This window comes from Paenibacillus sp. P13VS, assembly GCF_015143645.1.
Classification (GTDB): domain Bacteria; phylum Bacillota; class Bacilli; order Paenibacillales; family Paenibacillaceae; genus Paenibacillus; species Paenibacillus xylanilyticus_A.
Window position 1 is genome coordinate 57,148 of sequence record NZ_WYEV01000018.1, and the last position, 17,580, is coordinate 74,727.

The window sequence follows — 17,580 nt, forward strand, 5'->3', positions numbered from 1 at the left end:
GCATGGAGAGAGGATTGGGTGAACCATGGCGGATAACAAACAACGCAGCAGCCGGAAAAGGAGCTATACCCTGATCGGTGTGGCCCTGATTGTGCTTCTGGCGGGAGGAGGAATCATCGTGAATCAATTTGCCAATGAAAAATCCAAGATGCTCGCATTTGAGGGTGAGCCGGTCCGGCTGCAGCTTGAACAGTCCTATGACCATTTTGAAGGATGGGGTACGTCGCTTGCGTGGTGGGCCAACGATCTGGGGGGATGGAAGGATCAGGCGAAAGTCGATGAAGTTATGGATCTGGTCTTTGATGCAGACAAAGGGCTGGGACTGAACATCGTCCGTTACAATATCGGCGGAGAAGAAAACCCGGACATGAAGGCGCTCCGCCCCGGCGGTGATGTTCCCGGCTTCCAGCCTGAACCTGGCGTGTGGGACTGGGAGGCGGATGCGGGGCAGCGGTCGGTATTGCAGGGCTCCCTGGAACGCGGAGTTAACATCGCTGAGGCATTCTCCAACTCACCCCCGTATTGGATGACCATCAGCGGATCGGTAACGGGTGCGATAGACGGCGGCAATAATCTGCGTGAGGATCAGTATGACGCCTTTGCCGATTATTTGACCGAAGTGGTGAAGCATTACCGGGATGAGTGGGGCATTACGTTCCGGACGCTTGATCCCCTGAATGAACCTTCCTCGGACTGGTGGAAAAAAGGCAACATGCAGGAAGGCAGTCACTTCAGCAACGACAAGCAGGCCGAGATTATCAAGAAGGTGGCTGCATCGCTGAAGAGCAAGGGATTGGATGGTACGGTCATCAGTGCTGCGGACGACAACAGTATTGATGAAACCGTGCACAACTTCAGTATCTATGATCAGGAAACGCTGGATGTGATCGCGCAGATCAACACCCATTCTTATAATGGAAGCAAAATGGAGGAACTGCGCACGCTGGCCGAGCGGCATGGAAAAAAATTGTGGATGTCCGAGTATGGCACGGGAGGCAGTGAACCTCATCATCACGAAGATATGACATCGGTACAGGAACTTGCGGAGCGGATCATGTTTGATCTGAAAATCATGCAGCCTTCTGCCTGGGTCTACTGGCAGGCGGTTGAAGATGAAGGTGCGAATAATAACTGGGGCTTCATCCATGCCCATTTTAACGGGGATGAGCTGTATGAGATGACCAAGCAGTATTACGGCATGGCCCAGTTCACCAAGTACATTCGTCCGGGTACGCAGATTATACCGACCGATGATGGACGTACGCTGGCTGCCTATGACGCAGAGCGTCAGAGACTGGTGCTGGTTATCCGCAATGAACTGTCTGCCGGGAAAAAGGCGTTTGATTTGCAGGCTTTTGATATTGGGAATTCATCCACGGCACAGGTGTACCAGACCTCACCGGACCGGAATATGGAACAGCTTGAGGATATTCCGGTGTATGCCAATGGAGTGGAAGTGCCCGTGGCGGACAATTCCGTGACCACCGTGGTTCTGGAAGGTGTAACGTTGAATGCGGGCGAGTAGATGAAGCAGACGCAGATCCATTCGCTTGATTAGGAATAGATGAATGACATATGAACTCAAACATTTAAGAAGGAGGGGAACGCTTTGACAGAGAAACGATCCCTTTTGCTTCATGAGCAGGAGAAGAATACAGAACCTGGGGCTGACAACCGTGTTGCTTCGGAATGGAATTATGACCGGCATAGCTTCATGTGGAATGGACAGCGCGTATTTCTGAACAGTGCAACGATTCATTACTTCCGGATGCCAAGGGAAGAGTGGCGAGAAGTATTGGTTAAGGCCAAACTGGCCGGCATGAACTGTATCGATACGTACTTTGCCTGGAACGTACATGAACCCGAGGAAGGACAATGGAATTTCGAAGGAGATCGTGACTGTGGGGCTTTCCTGGATCTGTGTGCCGAACTGGGTATGTGGGTCATTGCACGTCCAGGCCCGTTCATCTGTGCAGAATGGGATTTTGGCGGATTTCCTTATTGGCTGGAAACGAAGCCACACGTGAAATTCCGTGAAAACAACGAAACCTATCTGCACTATGTGGACCTGTACTTCGACCGGATTATACCGATCATCCGTGAGCGTCAGGTCTCCACTGGAGGCAGCGTCATTCTTGTTCAGGTGGAGAACGAATACGGGTATCTGATGGATGACGCCGCAGCAAGTGACCATATGAACCGCCTTCGGGATGGATTGCTGCGGCGGGGTATCGAAGTTCCGCTCATTACCTGTGTAGGGGGTGCAGAGGGGACCATCGAAGGGGCCAATTTCTGGTCAGGTGCTGACGGGCATTATGCGAAGCTGTGTGAGAAACAGCCGGATACGCCGAAGATGGTTACCGAGTTCTGGACTGGATGGTTCGAGAATTGGGGCGGACCCTCTGCCATTCAGAAAACGGCGCCCTTACTGGAAAAGCGGCTGATGGAGGTTCTCCGTGCCGGGTACACCGGGATCAGCCATTACATGTTCTATGGCGGGACCAACTTTGGCGGATATGGCGGAAGAACCGTGGGCAGCAGCGACATATTCATGGTCACTTCGTATGACTACGATGCACCGCTGAATGAATACGGGCGTGTGACGCCGAAATACGCGGTAACGAAGAAGTGGTCCTATTTCGTGAATGCGTTCGGAACGTTCTTCATGGAATCCGAAGAGGTTCCGGAAGCGGAGATTAGCCCGCGTCATCCAAAGGGGACCTCCATACGAGCCCGGCGTTCTGGCGACCAGAAGGTCTGGTTTCTGGAGAGTCACCTGGATGAACGGCAGACGCTGCCCATTACGCTGGAAGAAGGACGGACCCTTCCTGTTGCTTTGGACCCTGGGCAGATCGTTCCGGTTTTTGACCGGATTCGGATTGCGGATGATGTTTTCCTGACGGGTGGTGTGTGGATTGCAGGCAACGAAATGGTGAATGGTGAACGAACGTTGTTCATTGTGGGAGATACGGGACAGCGGTCGGTTGTGGAACTGGAGGCTCCGTCCCTGCGAGTGATAAGCAGCAGCATGCAGCTACTCCTGGGTCACGATCCGGAAAGTGATGTCCGGCGCCTGGATTTGTTCCATTTCCGTGAACCCGGGACGATTCGTCTGGAGGCTGGCGGTGTCCCGCTCCGCATCATTGTACTGGACAGTGAAGCGATGGACAGAACCTGGAGAATCGAAGGCACGGATCAGGAACAACTGCGTTATGTGATCGGGGTGGATGATGTTGACATTCTGCCATCCGGGCAGGTCAAGGGCATGATCTCCGATCCGGACCGGTCCATGATGCTGCTCGGTGGCTGGCCCTCTGGTGAACAGATGCTGACTGGACGCGAGTTCATGCAACCGGATGCCGTAGTGGAGTCCAGCCGTACGGAGGATACGGAGGATACGGAGGATTACCATGCGACCAAGGGCACTCACGATCAGCAGCTGCCAATGCTGCCGATGGCTCCAAGGTTGTCTGAATCCCCGGATGTAGCGCGTATCAAGCTGGAAGCAGCGGCGCAATCACCAAGCGGTCAGCCGGAACACTTCGCGGAGTACGGGCAGGATTACGGATATCTGCTCTATGAATGTGACTTCCACAGTGAGGATGGCAGTACGAGCAATCTCATTCTGCCGGATCTTCAGGATACGGCCAGAGTATATGTCGGTGGCGTGGAACAGGCGCTGGTAAGACAGGTTGGTGCGGCAGCTATCCCGGTGAAGACTGTGAAAGGAACGAACAGGCTCCAGATCCTGATCCAGCACATGGGAAGGCTCAATTTCTCCCCACATCTGGGAGAGAGCAAAGGATTGGCAGGCCCTGTTTATCTCGGCGGCGCCGTACAGGATATCCGGCGGGACTGGCAGGCGGCAAGTGGAATTGTTCATCTGGATGAAGTGAATCATCTGGAGGAACATCCGCTGATCAGCCGGAGTATCACGCTGGATGGCATGGACCGTGCCATTCTGGTTGGAGCTGTAAGCAAAGGACTGCGGATTAATGGCATCGATGTACCGCTCGAAGGATATCAGGACTGGTTTTCCTTCCATACGGTCGATCTGTCACTCTATTTGAAACCAGGTGAAAACAACACACTCGAAATGCCTTACAGCAGCAGCCCTCTGAATCGATTAGAACTTATTCTGTATCGAAATGAAGATAAGCTAACAGACTGGCGCATGGCTGGTAACGAAGCGCTGTTTCCCAAGCAGTGGGGAACGCTGGTTACCTTCGATGAATCGGCAGATCCGATGGAAACCAAGGGTGTCGCTCAGTATAGTGGCAATCGTATGGCCAGTCCGCTGATTGATCGTTCATATGGCCAGCCGGTGTGGTACCGTTGGAAGTTCTCCCGACCTAGCGTACCGGAACATTACCGAGTGAACTTGATGGTTCGGCTTACCGGAATGAGCAAGGGAACACTCCATCTGAATGGATATCATCTGGGCCGATATTGGCAGATTGGTCCACAGGAAGATTACAAAGTTCCTGTTTCCTGGCTTCAGGACGAGAATGAACTGCTCGTATTTGACGAGGAAGGCTGTGCACCTGATCGAATACGACTTCTGTTTGATGAGCCGTCCCGATACCCGTGGGTTGTAATCGAATAACCATCAAGTGTGAATAGGCACGGTTAACGTGTGCAGCAGGACTCCTTGTTGAACAGTACGGTGATTTGTTAATATCATCTGCTGTGCAATATAGGGGTCTTTTTATCATGATTTTGGTACAATGGATAGGAAAAATCAGAGATGAATAGAATTTGATAACAGTTTGGCTGAAAGGAGAAGATCCATGAATACCCCGTTTATGTTTGACGAGTTCCCTGTGCTTCAGACCGACCGTTTCAACCTGCGAGCTGCAGATGAACAGGATGCCTCGGATCTTTTGGCGTTGTATTCCAATGAGACGGTTGTGGAATTCATGCCATTTACACCTTTTGAGAGTGTGAACGATGCGATGGATGAGATAGGCTGGTATACGAAGATTTTCAGGGAACAGTCCGGTTTGCGCTGGATGATTGAAGATGTGGAATCCGGTAAAGTGGTGGGTACCTGCGGGTTCCTCAATAGAGAAGAAGTACATAACCGTGCAGAGATTGGATACGATTTGCATCCCGAGTATTGGGGGAAGGGCGTTATGACTGAGGTAGCACATGTCGTAATGCATTTTGGCTTCACGAACATGCAGCTGAACAAGATTGAAGCGAAAGTGGAGCCGAAGAATGAGGCCTCGATCAGGCTGCTTCACAAGCTTGGTTTTCAACAGGAAGGTCTGCTGCGGCAGCATGAGTTTGAAAAGGGAAGGTACATCGATCTTGCGGTGTTCTCCAAGTTGAAAAGCGAAGTATAGCCAAATGGACTGGAAACAATCTAAATAGGATAAAAGCCGCGCATCTCCGCGGCCGAACGAAGACCGGACGATGATCCGGTCTTTTTTCGTTTTTTGGAAACCCTGCATGAACAGTGCATTATCCATATCAGACGGGGAGATCGTCCATGGAAGGATGGAAGGGCCTTGGATATAATCAAAAGTTACTGCATTAACAACAAGGAGGAATCGTCAATGAAACTGGTCATAAATCAAGATGGCACTAGTCAGGGGAGGATCTTGCCAGGAACATCTGTCTATAAGTTGCGCGCTGAACGGAGTGGGCGTGAGTATGTGATTAACGCTTTTGTTCCGGACAGCGCTCCGCCGCCTAACGGATATCCCGTGATCTATCTGCTTGATGCCAATGCCGTGTTCGGAACCATGGTGGAGGCTATGCGTGTTCAATCCGTGCGTTCAGATAAAACGGGAGTGGTCCCGGCGATGATTGTCGGGATCGGTTACGAGGCTGAACAGCCCTTTCCAGCAGAGAGATATTACGATTTCATGATGCAAGTTCCTGAAGCGGATTTGCCTCGAAGACCGGATGGCGCAAGCTGGCCTGAACATGGAGGGGCAGAAGCGTTCATGCATTTTATTGAAGAACAGTTGAAGCCTGAGGTGGAGGAGAAGTACTCAATCGATCGCAGCAGGCAATCGATTGTAGGTCACTCCCTCGGCGGGTTATTGGTCCTGCAGATGCTGCTGGCCAATCCCGGAACGTTTCGCCATTACATCGCAGGCAGTCCGTCGATTCACTGGAATTCAGCCTGGGTTGAACAGCAGAGAGCATCATGGGTCTCGCGCGCTGAACACTGTGGGACGGAGATGCATGTTTTAATCGCAGCAGGGGAGCAGGAAGGAAGCCACCCCAGCGGCGTAGTAGGCCGTTCTAGGGAGCTCGCACATTGGCTGGGTCAGACGGGAATTGAGGGCTTGAGTGCCAAGTTTACATGTTTTGAAGATGAAGGTCATATTTCGGTACTGCCGATATTGATGAGCAGGGCAATCCGATTTGCCTCCAGAGGATAGTGGATCATTTCTTTTTCTAATGTGTCGATCCTGAGAAGGTCGTGCGACATCCTGCGAAAATTTGATATACTAGAACGAGTAAATGAGAATGGTTATCAAATGGAGGCAGGAAAATAGATGATTTCCCAAAACTTTCACAAGGAGCGCCTGATGGGTTCCGAACATCCGCTTGATCGTCTGACCTTGAAATTGCGAGATATCGAGAAAATCAAATCCACAACAGGATGGGTGCTGCCCCAACAGCATACATCCTCTTACATATTGGTCATGGTTACAGGAGGTGAAGCTCTGTTAACTCTGGATCACCGTTCCGTGAACATAAGGGCACAAGGCGTATATTCATGTGTGCCTGAATCAACGTTTGGCTTGGCATCTTTTGGAGAAGAGGGGGCTGAAGTAACGCTGGTCCGCTTCGATCTGTATGAGGAAGTTACAGATGACACAAGTTCGCTGCGTCTCATTAAGGAGACACCTTTGTTTCGATCCGGTAGGGAACTGGCAGTGGCTCCCACACTGCAGCTGGCTTTCCATTGTGAAGAAATGAATAACCTGTGGCACAGCGGTAAAGCCATGGATCGTTTCCATGCTTACTTGGAATTCCAGCAGATCCTGGTTCACGTTACTGAGGCTCACACATCACTGAAGGAAGACTCTCAAATGTTGATTCAGCGTACCAAAGAATACATTGATGAGCATTCCAATGAGAATCTGACGGTGGAGCTTCTCGCAGGTATGGCCGGACTCAGCCCGAAATATTACGTGGATTTGTTCAAACGAAGATATGGAATGAGCACCACTGACTACATATCAGGACTCCGGATCAACCGGGCGAAGCAATTCATGGCCAGCACGGATCTGCGTCTGCGGGACATCGCCCATCAGGTTGGGTATCAGGATGAGTTTTATTTTAGCCGCAAATTCAAAAAAATCGTAGGCGTATCCCCTTCGGTATATATGAACAGCCGCCGCCGTAAAATTGCAGCCTATCATATTGGGGTCACGGGACATTTGCTGGCGCTGAACATGACTCCGTATGCTGCCCCGCTGCACCCCAAATGGACAGCCTATTACTATCGGATGTACGGTAAGGACATTCCGGTGCACCTCAGTGCCTATCGTCTGGATGTGGAATGGGAATCCAAAATCCAGGCTCTGCAGGAGCATCAACCTGACCTGATTATCAGTTATGACCATTTGCGGCCTGAAGAGCGGAAACGGCTAGAAGAGATTGCACCTGTGCAGTATATTGCAGCTTCGGAGCATCCTTGGCGTTTGCAGCTGCAGACGCTGGCTGGACAGATCGGTGGAGAACAGGATGCCGAAGCCTGGCTGGCAAGCTATGACCTCAAGGTCCAGCAGGCTAAGGTGCTGGTGCAGCAGGAACTTGGTACTGATACTGCTGTAGTTGTACGCCTGCTGAAACAGCAGTTCACCCGGTACAGCTCACCTTCCATGGCAGAGGTTTTCTATGGTGATTTGGGCGTTAGACCCGCCTATTCGAGTCTTCAGGGCGCGGTATACAACGAACCCATTAGTCTGGAGCAATTAAGCGCCATGAAGGCGGATTGCATTTTCCTGATGGTGTGTCAGGAGAGTGAAACATTATCCGTATGGGAGGATGTGCAGAAAACATCTCTATGGCAAAACATTAAGTCGGTGCAGAACAATCGTCTGTATATCATTACGGCTGACCCTTGGCTTGAAAATTCCCCTGTATCCAATGAACGAATGGTGGATGACATGATGAATCTGCTTCGGTAAATAATCCATAGGGATTCAGGACAGAGTCCATGGTCCTGTTTGTCATTCTTGTTTATCATTCAATAATGATTATTATTCTCAATTAGAGAATGGAACTATTGAAGGGGGATCACCAGAGATGAAGAAAAAACTGGGGTTGCTGCTGGCATTGATCTGTATGCTGACTGTTCTGGCGGCATGCGGTAATCAGGAAGATACAGCAGGAGGAACGGAAAATTCAGCGCAAGCTGAAAGTGCAGGAGCGAGTAGTGAAACGGACACGAGCCAAGCAGCAGAAGGAACACGAACCATTCAATATCTCGATCAGGAATACACGGTTCCGGCAGATGTTCAACGAATCGTAATTACCGGTTCGATGGAAGCGATGGAGGATGCACTGGTACTGGATGTACACCCTGTAGGTGCAATTACCTTTGGCGGGGAGTTCCCGGAGATGTATACCTCGATTACTGATCAAGCAGAGTCCATTGGGCAGAAGATCGAGCCAAACTTTGAAACTATATTGTCACTGAAACCGGATATTATTCTGGGTACCACCAAATTCAAACCTGAAGTGGCTGAGCAGCTCGGCAAGATTGCCCCGTTCATTCAGGTATCTCATATTTCCACGAACTGGGAGGCGAATCTGAATCTGCTCGCTGAGTTGACAGGCAAGCAGGAGCTGGCCAAACAGGAGATTGAACAATACAGAGCAGCCCTCACAACGGCTCAGGCAGAGCTCGGTGACACCCTGCAGAACAAAAAGGTCGTGGCGGTTCGAATCCGTAATGGACAGATGTATGTATATCCCGAGTCGGTCTTTGTGAACCCGATTCTGTACAATGACCTTGGATTCCAGATCCCTGCCGAGATTCAGGCAGCCAAAGCACAGGAAGCGATCTCTGTGGAGAAATTTGCCGAGATGAATCCGGATGTGGTCTTTATTCAATTCGAAGCTACAGAGAATGCAGACACGCCGAATGCGCTTGAAGATCTGAAGAATAATCCGATTCTGCAGAAAACGGCAGCCCTGCAAAATAATCAAGCGTATGTCAACGTAATTGATCCGCTTGCCGAAGGAGGCCCGGCGTGGAGCCGAATTCATTTCCTGGAGGCCGCTGTGGAAGAGCTAACCAAATAATTAGAGCAAGGCGTGTATGATCCATGCAAAAAAGAAGATTGAATCCGGCGGTGCTGTTCGCAGCAGCACCCCTGATTATTGCAGCCACCATTTTGGCATCCATTCTGTATGGAGCCAAAAATATTGATGTTTCCACGGTCTTTGCAAGTATCTTGGAATTTGACACGAACAGCATCGATCATCAGATCATTATGTCTTCACGGCTTCCACGCGTGATCGGTGCGCTGCTGATCGGCGCTTTTTTGGCCGTATCCGGGGCTCTGATGCAGGGGATGACAAGAAACTATCTTGCATCCCCTTCCATTATGGGGGTATCCGACGGGTCCGTCGTTGTAATCACGTTATGCATGGTATTTATGCCGAATACGTCTTCCCTTGGGCTTGTTTTTTATTCCCTGGCGGGATCTGCTCTGGGAGCAGGGCTCGTATTTTTCATTGCCTGGCTGCTGCCCGGCGGAATGTCCCCGGTGCGGCTTGCTATCCTGGGCACGATTATTGGTACGTTTCTGGGTGGTGTGTCGCAGGCAGTAGCAACCTACTATCAGGTCTCCCAGACCATCAGCTTCTGGTATAACGCCAGACTGCATCAGATGGATCCAACCATGATCAAGCTGATTATTCCCTTTGCCGTGGTGGGCTTGGCATTGGCGCTGATCCTTTCGAAGTCCGTTACCATTCTGTCCATGGGAGATGACGTTGCAACAAGCCTGGGACAACGGACCGCATGGGTCAAGGCGTTATCCATTTTGAGCGTTGTTATTTTAACGGGCATATCCGTGGCACTGGCGGGGAAGATCGCATTTGTCGGTTTGTTGATACCGCACATCACACGTTTTTTCTTCGGTGTGGATTATCGCTGGGTTGTTCCTTGTTCCGCCATTCTGGGCGGCATATTCCTTGCGTGGTGCGACATTCTGAGCCGCTTCATTAATTCACCATTTGAAACACCAATTGGGGTTGTCACTGCATTGTTTGGCGTGCCATTTTTCCTCTATCTGATCAAGACCAAAGGAGGGGGAAAACATGCCTGAACGGAAGCGGGGAAGACTATGGACCGTTATATTCGTATGTGCGGCTATTATCGCAACAGCTGTGTACATCAGTCTGACGAACGGTACGTTCGATATCTCGGTCATGGAGGTAGTCAAAACCTTATTGAGGCTGGACCCCGTGCATGAACATGATCTGGTTATTTTTGATTTCAGGCTGCCGCGGATCGTCATTGCTCTGCTGCTTGGGCTGGGACTTGGCATTGCAGGGGCGGTTATTCAGGGGATTGCCCGCAATCCGCTGGCTGATCCAGGCATGCTTGGAATCAACGCAGGAGCGGGAACGGCCATGGTGCTGTTTATGCTGCTGTTCCAGGGTTCCATATCGGGGACCGGCTGGTTGTCCATTATGGCCATGCCGCTGTTTGGGCTGATCGGAGGCTTAGTGGCGGTCACTCTTATTCTGTGGTTTGCCCAGGAGCAGGGGCAGCTGGATTCGCAGCGGTTGATACTGGTCGGTATTGCGATCGGTTCGGGCTTCAGTGCGATTACTCTCTATCTTTCCCTGAAGATGAACCCTGGGGACTTTGAGATGGCCACCGTCTGGTTGACGGGCAGTATCTATAATGCCAACTGGCGCTTTATTGCGGCCATGATACCCTGGCTAGTGCTGCTTATTCCACTGCTTTGGCTGAAATCACGTGTACTTGACGTGATGCAGCTGCAGGAGGCCAGCAGTCAGGGGCTCGGCGTGGATGTGCACCGGGAGAGAAAACTGCTGCTGCTCGGCAGTGTTGGACTGGTCAGCGCCTGTGTTGCTGTATCCGGAAGTATTGGATTTGTTGGACTCATCGCTCCTCACATAGCCAGAAGACTGGTAGGTCTTCATTATAAGCGGGTCATTCCGGTATCCGGGCTGGTGGGTATGGCCATGGTCGTCGTGGGTGATCTGATTGGCAAAACCGTATTTGCCCCGGCAGAGCTGCCTGTAGGCATTGTGATCTCCATTATCGGAGTACCGTATTTTATATTTTTGCTGCTCAAAAACCGGATGTGATTGGCCGGATTCGCATTGGAGGAGAGGAATCCTAGCATGAGTAAATGGATACATGAGACAGTAGGCGGCTGGACGCTTCATCTTCTTCTCCCACCCTCCTACGCTGATGGAGGTCATTATCCTGTCGTTTATATTCAGGATGGGGGAGCAGTAGCCAAGGCCTGCAGCAATCTTTTGGATCATTATTACCGAACGGGAAGGCTGCCTGAAGTGATTTTGGTTGGCATTGAGCCCCATAATCGGAACGATGATTATACGCCTTGGCCATTGCCTGCCCTTACGGCTTCGTTTTCGTCTTTTGGCGGACATGGCAGAGCTTATCTGCATACGATCATCAAGCAGTTGAAACCGCACGTGGATTCGAACTATCGCACATTGTCAGATCGAGCAAATACGGGAATCATGGGTTGTTCACTTGGGGGCTTAATTTCCCTGTATGCAGCCGCCGAATTCCCGCACGTATTTGGCAAAGTCGGGGCGTTGTCTGCATCGATGTGGTACGAAGGCTTTTTGGATTACATGACCGGGCAATCCTGGTCTGATCGAAGTGAGCTGAAGCTGTATATGTATGTGGGCAGCCTGGAGGGGATCTACAAACAAAATATACAGGCCCATATGCTGGACTATACGCGTGCCGCGGTCAGGGCGATTTTGGCAAAGGGATACCCGGCTGATCGGTTGAACTACGTGGAGGAAGAGGGCGGAACACATGATATGCTGTTCTTTGCCAAACATTTTCCCGAAGCGCTTGAGTGGCTGTTTACCTAGCCTGAACTGGCTCTGATCAGCTCTCGTCCCATTTCCAGGCAGATAGCCTTGTCCTTATGAATTCTCCCATGCTATATTGGGGAGATGTGAGGAGATGAGGATATGAAGCTGGTGTCCTGGAATGTGAATGGATTAAGGGCATGTGTTACCAAAGGATTCATGGATTATTATAAGGAAAGCCAGGCCGATATTTTCTGTGTGCAGGAGACCAAACTTCAGGCAGGGCAGATTGAGATGGACCTCGGGGAAGATGTGTACCAATACTGGAACTATGCCATCAAAAAGGGTTATTCCGGTACCGCTGTATTTACCCGGATCAAGCCGTTATCCGTCCGCTACGGGATGGAGGAAGACAGTGAACCGGAAGGCCGGATGATTACGCTGGAGTTTGACCGCTTTTACCTGGTGAATGTGTATACTCCCAATGCGAAACGTGATCTGACCCGTCTTCCCTATCGACTAGAGTGGGAGGATCGTTTCCTGAAATATATTCTGCAGCTGGAGCAGACCAAGCCGGTCATTGTCTGTGGTGACCTGAATGTGGCTCATCAGGAGATTGACCTGAAGAATCCGAAGCCCAATATGGGCAACTCCGGATTTACGCTGGAAGAGCGGGGGAAAATGACCGAACTGCTGGCGGCGGGATATGTTGACAGTTTCCGGCATCTGTATCCAGATCGCACGGACGTATATAGCTGGTGGTCTTATATGCCGAAAGTACGGGAGCGGAATGTGGGCTGGCGTATTGATTATTTTCTCGTGTCCAATCAACTGGCACCACGGGTTGAAGATGCAAACATCGATTGTCATGTGATGGGCAGTGACCATTGTCCAGTCGGACTGACGCTGCAACTATAGCAGGCACAGAGTAAGCTGAATATTAGAATAAGGTGAGAACCGCAGGTTTCCGATCATTTATTGGAAATTTGCGGTTTTTTGGTGTGAATTGGCTGTCTATCCCCGCTAAGTATACTGCTGGACAGTTCCTTCTCAGCCCGCAGGGTAAGTTATGAACTGGACTTTGGTTGGGGGAAGAACTGGACCCCGGATTGTTCCGGTTACAACGGATCTTGGGTAGGATTAGAGAATACATATAAGAGCGTTATGCAAGGCATAGACGAAGAAGAGATTAGGGTGTAAGGGGTAGAGAAGCGATGAACAAGGGTTTACGGAGAGTGGTGAAAGTATTAGGAGGCCTGATGCTGACGACAGGTCTGCTGCTGCTTACAGGTACGGTTTACGAAGCTTATCAGTCAGCTCAGGATATGAAGTCATATACCCCGCCTGGCAGGCTGTATGAGGTAAGTGCACGTAATATGCACCTCTACTCGGCGGGAAAGGGATCGGTGACCGTTGTTCTTGCATCAGGCTGGGGAACACCGAATCCCTACGTGGATTTCAGTCCGCTCTATGACAAGCTGAAATCCCATGTGAAAATTGCCGTGTATGACCGATTCGGATATGGATACAGCGACTATACAGAGCAGCCGCGTGACATCGATACCGTTGTAGATGAAGTTCATCAACTGCTGCGCAAATCCGGTCAGCGACCACCGTACATCATGGTGGGTCACTCCCTGGGATCCCTAGAGACTATTCGATATGCACAAATGTATCCGGATGAAGTGGCAGGTATCGTTATGATCGATGGGGGCAGTCCTGAATACTACAGCACGGTGGAGGTGGAGACGCCAGACTGGTATTTCGATTCAGCCAGGTTTCTGGTGAAAACAGGCATTGCACGAACATTGCTGCATTCGGATCGGATGATGGCAACGCTGGTTATTGATCCGGACCTGGTGGCGGAACCGATGAAAAAGGCGGCTACCAGTTCGACACTGAAGCATGCATACAACGAGAACGTGATGGATGAGCTTCGTCGTTCCAAGATGAATGCAGCCCATGTGCTGGAGAACAAACAGCAATTCCCCTTTCCTCTAACCATTCTTACGGCCGGATCCGATCAACCAAGTGAGGGAAGCCAGGCATGGCAGTCAGATCAGGCCAAGTTTGCCTCATGGTCCGTACAGGGGAGACACCAGATTGTTCCTCACGCCAAGCATTATATCCATAATAGTCAACCGGATGCCGTTTCGGGGGCCATTTTGGACATGGCTGAATCCACAGGTCACCAATGAAACATATCATTTCCGAAACAAACAGCGAACAGGAGGCAGAATGGATGAGAAAATTAAGGGTCGTCACCAAATTCGCATCCTTGCTCCTGGCAAGCAGTGTACTCTCTCTCTTGATTCTAACCCTATCTTTCTTGTGCTTCACAGCCAGAGCAGATGCAGCATCTGTAGCACATTTTTCCGAACAGTCGGATTACATCATTCATGTGTTTCGATTATTTTTCTAGGTCCATAATAGCAATGAATGGCTAATACTTTGCATGAAAGCAGCCTGATGCTGCATTCGTGTAAAGTATTTTTGATTTCGACTGGAAACCTAACAAGTTACATGGTATGTTATATGTTATGTTTATACTAGAGTAGTAGACAACTATAGAAGAGGACAGGAGAGGATCGAACATGATTAAAGTTGGTATCGTAGGTTACGGAAATCTGGGTAAAGGTGTAGAGAAGGCTATTGCGCAAAACCCGGACTTGGAACTTGTTGCCGTATTTACACGGCGTAACCCGGAGCAGATGGTTGCAGAAGGTACAGAAGTACGTTTTGAACATATCTCTGCTGCTGAGCAGTACATAGGTAAAATCGATGTCATGATTCTGTGCGGCGGTTCGGCAACGGATCTTCCAGAGCAGACACCTGCCATTGCCAAGTTGTTCAACACCGTGGACAGCTTCGATACACATGCCAAAATTCCTGAATTCTATGCAGAAGTTCATGCTGCGGCAGAACAAGGCGGTCACGTAAGCGTGATCTCTACCGGCTGGGACCCAGGCTTGTTCTCCATGAACCGTCTGCTGGCTCAATCCATCCTGCCAGAAGGTAAGGAGTATACGTTCTGGGGCAAAGGGGTCAGCCAAGGTCACTCTGATGCAATCCGCCGTGTTCCGGGGGTTAAAGCTGGTGTTCAGTACACTGTACCTGTTGAAGAAGTGATCAACCGAATTCGTGCAGGAGAGACACCTGAATTGTCCACACGCGAGAAACACCTGCGTCAATGTTATGTTGTGGCTGAAGAAGGTGCTAACCAGGATGAAATTCGTGAAACCATTGTATCCATGCCGAACTATTTTGCAGATTACGATACAACGGTCACGTTCATTACGGAAGAGCAGCTTAAATCGGAACATGAAGGTATGCCGCACGGTGGATTTGTTATTCGTAGTGGGGTTACCGGTACAGGCCAAAAGCAAATTGTGGAGTTTGGTCTGAAGCTCGATAGCAACCCTGAATTCACTGCTAGTGTACTGGTCGCTTATGCACGGGCTGCACAGCGTTTGAGCTTGGAAGGACATAAAGGTGCCAAAACCGTATTTGATATTCCACTGGGTCACCTCTCTCCGAAATCCGCTGAGGAACTTCGTCGCGATCTTCTGTAATGTTCAAAATAAAATGATTTATTCATCTCAATAAATAGAAACAGCCCGTCCTTCATCATGAGGGACGGGCTGTTTCTGTTTTAGCCACTATGACGCAGCAGGGTATCGTTACGTCGTTACAACCAGTGCTCAGGCAAGTTGAGATGAGCTGGCAGTCTGGTACGGGAATTGCCTTTGGCTGCATTCAGCTGGGATTGTGTCAGAAAAATGCTCCCGGTCAGATCGGCTCCGCCCAGATCCGCATCACGCAAGTCGGCACCGATCAGATCAGCATGTCTTAAGTCGGCATTGCGCAGGTCACAAGCAATCATTAAGGCGCCCCGGAAGCTTGTGCCCCGGAGGTCAGCTCCTCTTAGATTGGCTCCCAGGAAGTCTCTTCCTTTCAATTTCTTGCGTTTGGACTTCCCTTGTTCATGGCTGCTGGATGGCGCATGCGCACGTACCAGTTCACTCCCCTGCAGCAGAAGCTCGTTCACGACCGCCCGCTGAGAGGGAATATCCAGACGCAGAATCGCGGAAGGCTCCAGATCAGTTAGGCGTTCCGTCTCTTGGTATACGCTGCGAATAGCATCGTGAAGAGAGGCGGTTTCTGGCCGCAAGAGCATTTCGTTCATATAACTGAGCAGTTCATGCAGCTGTCTCATGACAGGCAGGCAGTCAAACATCTCGGCAGCGGATTCCGGATGATCCCGCCAATCTCTGCCCGCATAGGTTACTTGGGACAGCTTCTGGCCTGCACCAAAGCAGTCATAGACGGTACAGCCCTTGAAGCCCTTTTGCCGTAGCTGTGTATGGATGCCGCAGCGATTGTCTGAGCGCAGGTTGGAGCAAGGGGTACCGCTGGCTTTGTCAAAAGCAAAGTCGGATGACTTGCCATAAGGCAAGGCAACGCAGCAGAGCCCGAAACATTGCGAACAGTCCGTGTATAAATGTGGGCTCATCGTACTGCCGTGGGATAGATTAGACAATGTGTACACTTCCTTTAATAAATGAAAAAACTGGATAATCAGTATTGATATCACTTTACCATTACACTGAAATATGATCAATTCCTATAGGTTTCATATAGAGGGCAGAATTGCAGAATAAATAGGAATCAACATTGATATGATAAGTAGGGATAAAAAAACATTTGCAAACTTTATGTAAGTTACTTGACTATTTTAATTATATAACTTATCATCAATAACAAGCCAAACAATAAACGGATGCAGGATGGTGTAGATATGGGATTTATGGATAAATTATTCGGTAAAAGTAACAACAACACACAAGAGGAGGAAACAAAAATGTCGAAATTAAATATTGGGATTATTCTTGGGAGTACACGTGAAGGCCGGTTGAGTCCGCAAGTTGGAGAATGGGTGAAAAAGATCGCAGATTCACGCGGTGATGCGAACTATGAAATCGTGGATATTGCCGATTATAAGCTGCCACTATTGGGTGAAGCTGATGCAACCGAACAGGCTACAGCCTGGAACACCAAGCTGGCGAGCCTCGATGGATTCGTATTTATCGTTCAGGAATATAATCACAGCATCTCTGCATCACTGAAAAATGCACTGGATTACGCTCGTGAAGCCTGGAACGATAAAGCTGCAGGAATTGTCAGCTATGGTTCGGTAGGCGGTGCACGTGCGGCAGAACACCTGCGCGGTATTCTCGGAGAACTGTCGGTTGCGGATGTTCGTGTTCACCCAGCGCTGTCTTTATTCACCGACTTTGATAACGGAACCTTCAAACCGGCTGATCTGCACTTGACCAATCTCAACGGAATGTTGGACCAAGTTTTGTCCTGGAGCGGTGCGTTGAAAACTGTTCGTTCATAATATACATGCACTGTAATAGCCGCCATTTTGGTCATAACCCTGTCAAGTAGACAGTACAAAAAAAGACAAGATTTAAGCTGCGGCCGTTTCCCGGTATTCTACCGGGGAACGGTCGTTTAGTTTTTTCTGAAATCGGTTTTGGTTGT

15 protein-coding genes are annotated in these 17,580 nt (G+C 50.0%); 14 read left to right on the forward strand and 1 reads right to left on the reverse strand.

Translation table 11 applies throughout. From position 1 onward, the window contains the following. Window positions 1-25 precede the first annotated feature (25 nt). The 13 genes from GUA98_RS27390 to GUA98_RS27450 all read left to right on the forward strand — a co-directional run bounded on the left by GUA98_RS27390 (window position 26) and on the right by GUA98_RS27450 (window position 15,605). Entirely contained in the window at window positions 26-1,525 is a 1,500-nt protein-coding gene (locus GUA98_RS27390) for a glycoside hydrolase family 30 protein (RefSeq protein ID WP_193725047.1), read from the forward strand. Window positions 1,526-1,609: 84 nt separating this feature from the next. Beyond that, on the forward strand, window positions 1,610-4,606 hold the full coding sequence (locus GUA98_RS27395) for a beta-galactosidase (protein WP_193725048.1): 2,997 nt from the start codon (window positions 1,610-1,612) through the stop codon (window positions 4,604-4,606). Window positions 4,607-4,790: 184 nt separating this feature from the next. Continuing rightward, complete coding sequence (locus tag GUA98_RS27400; RefSeq protein ID WP_193725049.1) at window positions 4,791-5,348, forward strand: GNAT family N-acetyltransferase; 558 nt, start codon at window positions 4,791-4,793, stop codon at window positions 5,346-5,348. Between the two features lie 213 nt (window positions 5,349-5,561). Continuing rightward, entirely contained in the window at window positions 5,562-6,398 is an 837-nt protein-coding gene (locus GUA98_RS27405) for an alpha/beta hydrolase (protein ID WP_193725050.1), read from the forward strand. A 117-nt stretch (window positions 6,399-6,515) separates the two neighbouring features. After that, on the forward strand, window positions 6,516-8,159 hold the full coding sequence (locus tag GUA98_RS27410) for an AraC family transcriptional regulator (RefSeq protein WP_193725051.1): 1,644 nt from the start codon (window positions 6,516-6,518) through the stop codon (window positions 8,157-8,159). Between the two features lie 118 nt (window positions 8,160-8,277). Then, window positions 8,278-9,279, forward strand: a complete 1,002-nt coding sequence (locus GUA98_RS27415) for an ABC transporter substrate-binding protein (RefSeq protein ID WP_193725052.1) — start codon at window positions 8,278-8,280, stop codon at window positions 9,277-9,279. A gap of 23 nt (window positions 9,280-9,302) precedes the next feature. After that, complete coding sequence (locus tag GUA98_RS27420) at window positions 9,303-10,310, forward strand: FecCD family ABC transporter permease (protein ID WP_193725053.1); 1,008 nt, start codon at window positions 9,303-9,305, stop codon at window positions 10,308-10,310. After that, the gene (locus GUA98_RS27425) at window positions 10,303-11,325 is read left to right on the forward strand and encodes a FecCD family ABC transporter permease (RefSeq protein WP_153979600.1); all 1,023 of its coding nucleotides are present in this window, start codon (window positions 10,303-10,305) and stop codon (window positions 11,323-11,325) included. Before GUA98_RS27420 ends, GUA98_RS27425 begins: the two co-directional genes overlap by 8 nt. A gap of 36 nt (window positions 11,326-11,361) precedes the next feature. Beyond that, window positions 11,362-12,093, forward strand: a complete 732-nt coding sequence (locus tag GUA98_RS27430) for an alpha/beta hydrolase (RefSeq protein ID WP_153979599.1) — start codon at window positions 11,362-11,364, stop codon at window positions 12,091-12,093. Window positions 12,094-12,195: 102 nt separating this feature from the next. Next, window positions 12,196-12,951, forward strand: a complete 756-nt coding sequence (locus tag GUA98_RS27435) for an exodeoxyribonuclease III (RefSeq protein ID WP_110821873.1) — start codon at window positions 12,196-12,198, stop codon at window positions 12,949-12,951. 296 nt (window positions 12,952-13,247) lie between these two features. Further along, window positions 13,248-14,231, forward strand: a complete 984-nt coding sequence (locus GUA98_RS27440) for an alpha/beta fold hydrolase (RefSeq protein WP_193725054.1) — start codon at window positions 13,248-13,250, stop codon at window positions 14,229-14,231. Between the two features lie 44 nt (window positions 14,232-14,275). Continuing rightward, a complete protein-coding gene (locus tag GUA98_RS27445) occupies window positions 14,276-14,455 on the forward strand; it encodes a hypothetical protein (protein ID WP_193725055.1) in 180 nt (59 codons plus the stop codon). A 172-nt stretch (window positions 14,456-14,627) separates the two neighbouring features. Beyond that, on the forward strand, window positions 14,628-15,605 hold the full coding sequence (locus GUA98_RS27450) for a diaminopimelate dehydrogenase (RefSeq protein WP_193725056.1): 978 nt from the start codon (window positions 14,628-14,630) through the stop codon (window positions 15,603-15,605). 116 nt (window positions 15,606-15,721) lie between these two features. Here the strand turns inward: GUA98_RS27450 and GUA98_RS27455 are convergent, their stop codons facing one another. Beyond that, entirely contained in the window at window positions 15,722-16,546 is an 825-nt protein-coding gene (locus tag GUA98_RS27455) for a pentapeptide repeat-containing protein (protein WP_193725057.1), read from the reverse strand. A 348-nt stretch (window positions 16,547-16,894) separates the two neighbouring features. Here GUA98_RS27455 and GUA98_RS27460 point away from each other — a divergent pair, with 348 nt between their 5' ends. After that, window positions 16,895-17,434, forward strand: a complete 540-nt coding sequence (locus GUA98_RS27460) for an NADPH-dependent FMN reductase (RefSeq protein ID WP_153979595.1) — start codon at window positions 16,895-16,897, stop codon at window positions 17,432-17,434. Window positions 17,435-17,580: the final 146 nt, after the last annotated feature.